This is a genomic window from Streptomyces sp. MK37H, from assembly GCF_018035285.1.
Classification (GTDB): domain Bacteria; phylum Actinomycetota; class Actinomycetes; order Streptomycetales; family Streptomycetaceae; genus Streptomyces; species Streptomyces endocoffeicus.
Map to the genome: position 1 here is coordinate 1 of NZ_JAAAYH010000420.1, position 7780 is coordinate 7780.

Annotated in this window: 5 protein-coding genes and 1 pseudogene; 4 read left to right on the plus strand and 2 right to left on the minus strand. The window is 72.7% G+C overall.

What is annotated here, in order from left to right; genetic code table 11:
• The first annotated feature begins 51 nt into the window (after positions 1 to 51).
• The 4 genes from GWI24_RS36355 (at position 52) to GWI24_RS36370 (ending at position 5709) form a co-directional block, all read left to right on the plus strand.
• Positions 52 to 1359, plus strand: a complete 1308-nt coding sequence (locus GWI24_RS36355; protein WP_210950306.1) for an extracellular solute-binding protein — start codon at positions 52 to 54, stop codon at positions 1357 to 1359.
• On the plus strand, positions 1359 to 2315 hold the full coding sequence (locus GWI24_RS36360) for a carbohydrate ABC transporter permease (protein WP_210950307.1): 957 nt from the start codon (positions 1359 to 1361) through the stop codon (positions 2313 to 2315). The genes GWI24_RS36355 and GWI24_RS36360 overlap by 1 nt, the downstream gene beginning before the upstream one ends.
• Before the next feature lie 110 nt (positions 2316 to 2425).
• Complete coding sequence (locus GWI24_RS36365; protein ID WP_210950310.1) at positions 2426 to 3241, plus strand: carbohydrate ABC transporter permease; 816 nt, start codon at positions 2426 to 2428, stop codon at positions 3239 to 3241.
• Between the two features lie 71 nt (positions 3242 to 3312).
• Positions 3313 to 5709 (plus strand): glycoside hydrolase family 3 N-terminal domain-containing protein, encoded by a 2397-nt coding sequence (locus tag GWI24_RS36370; RefSeq protein WP_210950308.1) that lies wholly within the window; start codon positions 3313 to 3315, stop codon positions 5707 to 5709.
• A gap of 56 nt (positions 5710 to 5765) precedes the next feature.
• Here the strand turns inward: GWI24_RS36370 and GWI24_RS36375 are convergent, their stop codons facing one another.
• Together GWI24_RS36375 and GWI24_RS36380 are read right to left on the minus strand one after the other, a co-directional pair.
• Positions 5766 to 6443 carry a hypothetical protein gene (locus GWI24_RS36375; protein WP_210950309.1) on the minus strand — a complete coding sequence of 226 codons (678 nt, stop codon included), beginning with the start codon at positions 6441 to 6443 and terminating at the stop codon, positions 5766 to 5768.
• Positions 6413 to 7780: pseudogene (locus tag GWI24_RS36380) on the minus strand (hypothetical protein); the annotation flags it as partial. The gene GWI24_RS36375 and the pseudogene GWI24_RS36380, both read right to left, overlap by 31 nt.

Consider the following 7780-nt stretch of genomic DNA (forward strand, 5'->3'; position numbering starts at 1 on the left):
TTCCACGCAACCGCTTCCGAGAATTATCGGGCTACTTCCGGAAGGCACACGATGCGCATACCTCGGTCAAGGTCCACCCTTCGTGCGTCCACCCTGGCAGCGGCCGTGCTGCTGGTCGGAACGGCACTCGCCGGCTGCGGAAGCAGCGGGCCCGGGGGTTCGGATGACGACTCCCTCGACGTCTGGGTCTACCAGGACGCGTCGACCAAGGTGCAGCGCGAGGTCGTCAAGCGGTTCAACAAGACCTCCGACATCAAGGTGAAGCTCACCCAGGTGCCCGGTGACGGCTACTCGGACAAGATGCGCACCTCCATGGGCACGCCCAACGCCCCGGACATCTTCTTCAACTGGGGCGGCGGCAGCATCAGCGAGTTCGTCAAGAAGGACATGCTGCTCGATCTCGACCCGGCGATGGCCAAGGACGCGGAGCTGAAGAAGGCGTTCATCCCCACGATCCTCGACGCGGGCGCGATCGACGGGAAGCACTACGGGATCCCCATGCGCGGGATGCAGCCGGTGATCCTCTTCTACAACAAGGACGTCTTCGAGGACGCCGGGGCCAGGCCCCCGAAGTCCTGGGACGATCTGCTGAAGCTCATCGACACGTTCAAGGGCGAGGGCGTCGCCCCGTTCGCGCTGGCCGGCACCGACGCCTGGACCGAGCTGATGTGGGTGGAGTACCTGGTGGACCGCTACGGCGGGGCCGGGGTGTTCCAGAAGATCCAGAGCCAGGGGATGGCGGCGTGGGACGACCCGGCGGTGCTCAAGGCCGCGCGGACCGTCAGGGACCTGGTCGGCCGGGGCGCGTTCGGCAAGAACTACAAGTCGGTCAACTACACCGCCGACGGGGCCTCCACGCTCTTCGCCAAGGGCAAGGCGGCCATGCATCTGATGGGCAGCTGGGAGTATGCCAACCAGAAGGCCAACCAGCCCGCGTTCGCCAAGTCGGGGCTGGGCTGGACCACTTTCCCGGCGGTCCCCGGCGGCAGCGGTGACCCCAAGAGCGTCGTCGGCAACCCGACCAACTACTGGTCGGTCAACGCCAAGGTGAAGGGCGACAAGCAGAAGACGGCGATCGAGTTCGTGAAGTTCGCGGCGAAGCAGGACTACTCCAAGGACCTGATCGCCAACGGGGACGTCCCCACCACCTCCGACGCCACCTCCCTGCTCGCCGAGCACGAGAACCCCGACTACGCGCGGTTCCAGTACGACCTGGTCAAGCAGGCCCCGGACTTCACGCTCTCCTGGGACCAGGCGCTGCCCGCCAAGTACACCCCGCCGCTGCACACCGCCGTACAGAAGCTGTTCAACGGGCAGCTCAGCCCGGCCGGGTTCATCGACGCCCTGAAGGGCATGTGATGGCGGACGCCGCGACCCGCGAGCGGCGCCCGGCACGCGAGCCTCGCCGGAGCGTCGGCCGGGCGAAAGCCGGCCGGGCCGGGGTCGGCCGGCCCGGCGTCGTCTGGGCGCTCCCCGGGGCGCTGTTCTTCGTCTTCTTCGCGGTGGCGCCGATGGTCCTGGTCGGCGCCCTCGCCTTCACCGACTGGGACGGCATCGGCACCCCCAGCTGGACCGGGATGAGCAACTGGTCCCGGCTGTGGGACGACCCGGAGACCCATCAGGCCATCTGGCTCAGCCTGGTGCTGACCGTGCTGACCTGGGTGTTCCAGGCCCCGCTCGCCCTGCTGCTGGGCGTATGGGCGGCCGGTCGGCAGCGCAACCGTGCCGTACTGTCGGCGATCTTCTTCCTGCCACTGCTGGGCTCGTCCGTGGCGCTCGCGCTGGTCTGGAAGTCGCTGCTGGACCCCAACTTCGGCCTGATCGCCGACATCGGCCCCGCCCTGGGCTTCGCGGACGGCGATCTGCTCGGCAGCTCCAAGGGCGCCTTCGGGGCGATCCTCTTCGTCACCGCCTGGCAGTTCATCCCGCTGCACACGCTGATCTACCAGGGCGGTGCCCGCGCCATCCCGCGCTCGCTCTACGACGCGGCGGCGATCGACGGCGCCGGGACCGTACGGCAGTTCTTCTCGATCACCCTGCCCCAGCTGCGCAACACCATCGTCACCTCCTCGGTGATCATGGTGGTGGGTGCGCTGACCTTCTTCGACACCGTCCTGATCCTCACCAAGGGCGGGCCGGGCACGGACACCACGATCGTGCCGTACCTGATGTACAAGAACGGCTTCCAGGCGTTCGACCTCGGCTACGCCAGCGCGGTCGCCACCATCCTCGTCGTCGTCGCCACCACCGTCTCGCTGCTGCTGGTGCGGCTCACCGGCTTCGCCGCGATGCGCAGCACCCGGGAGGGGATGTGACCGACGTCCTGCACGACCACCCGAACCCTCGCCCGAACCGCCCCCTGAACGGCGTCCGTACGCCGAACAAGACCCCGGCGGCCCCTCGCCCCCGCCTCCGCCGCCGGGGTCTGCCCCGCGCCAACTACCCGGCCGGGCTCGGCTCCCTGATCTGGCTCGGCATCGTCGGTCTGCCGCTGTACGTCCTGGTGGCCGCCACCTTCCAGACCCGCGACGGTTATATCGACGACGGCCCGCTGGCCCTGCCCGACCATCCGACGCTCGCCAACTACCGGCGGGTGCTGCGCTCCGACTTCCTCTCCTACCTCCTCAACACCGCGCTGGTCACGGCCGTGTGCGCGGCGATCGTGATCACGCTGTCGGTGACCGTCGGCTACACCGTCGTCCGCGCCCGCGGCCGCGCCTCCCGCCGGATCTTCCAGATCTTCCTGCTGGGTCTCGCGATCCCCTCCCAGGCGGTGGTGATCCCGGTCTATCTGGTCATCACCAAGCTCCATCTCTACGACACCCTGCTCGCGGTGATCCTGCCGACGGCCGCGTTCTCCCTCCCGGTCAGCGTGCTGATCCTGGTCGGCACGATGCGCGACATCGACGAGGAGCTGTACGAGTCGATGGCGCTGGACGGGGCGAGCCCGACCCGGGTGCTGCTCCAGCTCGTGGTGCCGCTGTCGCGGTCCGGGATCTCCACGGTCGGGGTGATGTCGGCCCTGCACGCCTGGAACGGCTTCCTCTTCCCGCTGCTGCTCACCCAGTCCAAGAGCAACCGGCTGCTGACCCTGGGGCTGTACGACTACGTGGGCGAGTTCCGGGTGGACACCCCGGCGCTGCTCACCGCCGTGGTGCTCTCCATCGTCCCGATCTTCCTGGTCTATCTCTTCGCCCGCCGTCAGCTGATCAGTGGGCTGATGGGCGTGGGCGGCAAATAGGCCGCCTCCGGGCGGCACCCACGCCGTTTCCGGGCCACACAAGCCGTTCCCCCACCTCGACAAGGAGCTTCATGCCTCAGCCCTGGCAGGACACCTCCCTCTCCGCCGAGGACCGCGCGGCGGCCCTGCTCTCCTCGATGACGCTGGAGGAGAAGCTCGCCCAACTCGTCGGCGTATGGCCGGGATCCGAGGCCGAGGAGGGCGAGGACGTCGCCCCGCTCCAGCACGAGGTGTCCGAGGCCGTGGACCTCGACGGCCTCCTCCCGCACGGCATCGGCCAGCTGACCCGCCCCTTCGGCACCTCCCCCGTCGAACCGGCCGAGGGCGCCGCCGCGCTGGCCCGCCTCCAGGCCCGGATCGCCGCCGGCAACCGCTTCGGGATTCCGGCGCTGGCCCATGAGGAGTGTCTGACCGGCTTCTTCGCCTGGCGCGCCACCGTCTTCCCCACCCCGCTCGCCTGGGGCGCGTCCTTCGACCCGGCGCTGGTGGGGCGGGCGGCCGAGCTGATCGGCGGTTCGCTGCGGTCGGCCGGTATCCATCAGGGGCTGGCCCCGGTGCTGGATGTGGTGCGGGACGCGCGCTGGGGCCGTACGGAGGAGTCCATCGGCGAGGACCCCTATCTGGTCGCGACCATCGGCACCGCGTACGTCCGCGGCCTGGAGTCCGCCGGGATCGTCGCCACCCTCAAGCACTTCGCGGGCTACGCCGCCTCCCGGGGCGGCCGCAACCACGCACCCGTCTCCATCGGGCCCCGGGAACTGGCCGATGTCATTCTGCCGCCCTTCGAGCTGGCGGTACGGGACGGTGGCGCGCGGTCGGTCATGCACTCCTACAACGACCTCGACGGTGTGCCCTCGGCCGCCAACCCCTGGCTGCTGACCGAACTGCTCCGCGACACCTGGGGCTTCACCGGCACCGTCGTCGCCGACTACTTCGGGGTGTCCTTCCTGGAGCTGGCCCACCGGGTGGCCGGCACCCGGGGCGGCGCGGCCGGGCTCGCGCTGGCGGCCGGTGTGGACGTGGAGCTGCCCGCGGTGCGCTGCTTCGGCACCCCGCTGCGGGAGGCGGTGCGGGCCGGGGAGGTGGACGAGGCGCTGGTGGACCGGGCGGCGCTGAGGGTGCTGCGGCAGAAGTGCGAGCTGGGGCTGCTGGACGCGGACTGGTCGCCGATGCCGGCGGCGCTCGCGGAGCCGGCGGGACCGGCAGGCCCCGACGGCATCGACCTCGATCCGCCGGAGATGCGGGCCGTCGCGCGGGAGCTCGCCGAGGAGTCGGTGGTGCTGCTCGCCGACGACGGCGATGTGCTGCCGCTCGCGCCGGATGCCCGGATCGCGGTGGTCGGCCCGCTCGCCGACGACCCGGCCGCCATGCTCGGCTGCTACACCTTCCCCCGTCACGTCGGGGTGGAGCACCCCGGACTCCCCCTGGGCATCGAGGTGCCGACGCTCTTCGCCGCGCTGCGCGCCGAGCTGCCCGGTGCGCGGATCACCCATGCCGAGGGGTGCGCCGCGCCCGGACCCGCCGCGTCCGCCGGGGACGCGGGGGGCACGGCCTCGGCCGGTGCGGCGGCGCTCACCGCCGAGAGCCGGTTGGCGCAGGCGGCCAGGACGGCGGCCGACGCGGATGTGTGCGTCGCGGTGCTGGGCGACCGCTCGGGCCTGTTCGGCCGGGGCACCTCGGGCGAGGGCTGTGACGCCGCCGACCTCGAACTCCCCGGTGAGCAGGGGGCGTTGCTGGACACGCTGGTGGCCACCGGCACGCCCGTGGTGCTCGTGCTGTTCACCGGCCGGCCGTACGCCCTCGGCCGCTGGTCGCGCCTGCTGGCCGCCGCCGTGCAGGCGTTCTTCCCCGGTGAGGAGGGCGGCCCGGCGGTCGCCGGGGTGCTGAGCGGGCGCGTCAACCCCTCGGGCCGACTGCCGGTGAGCGTTCCGTACACGCCCGGCGGCCAGCCCTGGACGTACGCACAGCCGCCGCTCGGGCTGCGGGGCGACGCCAGCTCGATCGACCCGACTCCGCTGTTCCCCTTCGGCCATGGGCTGTCCTACACCTCGTTCGCCTGGGAGCGCCCGGAGGCCGACGCGGCCGATGTGCCGACCGACGGGGAGACCACGGTCCGGCTGACCGTACGCAACACCGGTGACCGGGCCGGGACGGAGGTCGTGCAGCTCTACCTGCACGATCCGGTGGCCCGTATCGCCCGGCCGGTGTCCCGGCTGATCGGTTACGCACGGGTGCCGCTGCGGCCGGGCGAGTCCGCCGAGGTCCACTTCGCCTTCCATGCCGACCTCGCCTCGTATCCGCTGGGCGCCGATGGCACGCGGGTGGTGGAACCGGGCGCCCTGGAGCTGCGGCTGGCCTCCTCCAGCGCCGACTCCGGCGTACGGCACACCGTGCCGCTGACGCTGACCGGGCCCGAGCGCACGGTGGACCACCGGCGGCGGATGGTGTGCGAGGTGCGGGTGAAGTAGCCCCGGGGGACGAGAAGGCGCTCGGAGCCCCTGGAGCGGGCCGCCCGAGGGCCGGTTCAGGCCGGTCCCTCGCCCTTCTCCACCAGCGACCAGGCGTGGGCGAACAGTTCGGGCAGGGTGCGGGCGGGCAGCGGCAGCGGATTCTCCAGCCGCCGGTTGTAGGAGCGCCGCAGCCCGATCAGCTCCGCCTTCCACGCCTCCATGGGCTGGTACGGCTTCTTGGCGTGGATCCACTCGCCCGGCAGGAAGACCTGACGGCCCGCCCGGGGGCGCTTGTCCTCGATGACGAGGCCGCGCTCGACCAGCGTGGCGGCGGCCTTCTGGTGCCGGGCGGTCTTCCACCCGTTCCAGGTGCGGACGTTGCGGTCGGTCGGCGTGGGCAGGGCCAGCAGCTGGAGGTGGAGCGCCGCCGCGTCCTCGTCGACGCCGAGCGCGCCTGCGACCCGCGCCACCAGGTCGGGCGCGGAGGTCGCCGGGTTGGACTCGTACGCCCCGACCGGCAGCGACGCGCTCTCGACCCGCTCGGCGATACGCGCGCAGACCGGGCCGCGCAGCCACTCGACCAGGGGGAGATCCTCCCGGCCGAAGCCGGACGTGAGGGCCACCAGGGCCTGGGAGCGCTCGTCGTCGCCGTAGAACGCGGGGCGGAAGTGCACCCTGGGCGGGGAGCGGTGTCCCCTGCGGTCGACCGTGCCGTCCGTGATCACGGTGAGCCCGTCGTCGATGCTCGCCACGTCCAGCCGCTCGGGGCCCGCGTACGGCCGGAACCCGAACCGCTCCTGGAGCTCGGCGACCGTACGCCCCGAACCGGCGGCGGGGTGCCCGGCGCGCAGCAGCAGCCCCGGGTGGTCCAGGCGCTCGAGGAGCAGCCGCACCAGACCGGGCAGCCCCTCGCGGACCGGGTCGCCGGCGGGGAGCTCGGCGTAGACCCAGGCCAGGTGCGGCACGACGGAGCGCAGGCGGTCCTCGAACCGCACGATGTCCCACCGGGCGTCGGTGAGCAGCGGGCCGTGCTCGCTGTTCTTGATCCAGGTGTCGAGGGGCGCGCTGAGCCCGGGTTCGGCGGCGGGTGGGTGAACGCCGCGCAGAACTCGGCCGCCGAGAGGCGGAGCAGCTGGAGCTCCACGACCGCCTTGAGGGTGCGCTCGGGCACCACGACCCGTCGGCCGCACCGCGTCTGCCACGCCTCGGCGAGCCGCTCGGCCACCCCGCGCATCCCGTCCGGCTCCCACAGCTCGGCGGGGTCCTCGGGCAGCACGTCCGCGAGCAGCTCCAGCCGCTCCGGCGCGGTCAGCCGGGCCAGTTCGGACGCGCCGTCCTCGGCCTCGGCCACCTTCAGCCGCAGCGTCGCCCGCTCGTCGGCGTCCAGGAACGGGACGTACATCCGCTCCAGGAGCCCGGCGAGCGCGAGGGACGCGGCGGGGCGCCCCATGCCCGTGCGCTCCCGCAGCAGGGCCACGGCCTCCCGGTCCCACGGGGCCGGGCCCCGCTCGCGGACCAGCGCCACCAGCCGCCGCAGCTGCTCCGGGCTCCCCCAGCCGCGCGGCACGTCCCGCGCCTCCTCGATCTCCCCCAGGCTCGGCGGCTCCGCGTCCCCCGTCCGCAGCTCGACGAACCGGCGCCGCCCCTCGCGGCTCCACCCGACGCTGACCGCCGCCCCGTGCTCGTCGCGCACCGCCAACCGCTCGGTGACCACGATCCCGGTGCGCAGCCGGGCGGCCGGATCGGCGAACGGGCTCTCCGCCCACATCTCCAGCAGCGCCAGCTGCCGCTCGCGCCGCTCGGGGCGCGTGGACGCGACGGCGGCCCGGAGCGCCACGGCCCCGATCCGCCCGATGAACCGCACCCACGACCCTTCCCCGGCGATCCCGGGCCCGTCCTCGCCCTCGGGGCCGGGCGGGTCCCACGCCCCGGTCAGGAACCGGCCGGTACGGTCCATGCAGGCCAGCGTCCCGGTCCGCCACATCCCCGTGCCCTCGATGAGCCCACCCAGCGCGGGCACCACGCGCCGGTCATCCACGGCCGTCCAGGCACCGGTCGTCATCGGACGTCCCCCGTCTCCCCCGTCGCA

Bases quoted from the DNA above. Each gene is read 5' to 3' on its own strand.
- GWI24_RS36355 (WP_210950306.1), top strand. From the start codon at position 52: ATGCGCATACCTCGGTCAAGGTCCACCCTTCGTGCGTCCACCCTGGCA.
- GWI24_RS36370 (WP_210950308.1), top strand. From the start codon at position 3,313: ATGCCTCAGCCCTGGCAGGACACCTCCCTCTCCGCCGAGGACCGCGCG.
- GWI24_RS36360 (WP_210950307.1), top strand. From the start codon at position 1,359: ATGGCGGACGCCGCGACCCGCGAGCGGCGCCCGGCACGCGAGCCTCGC.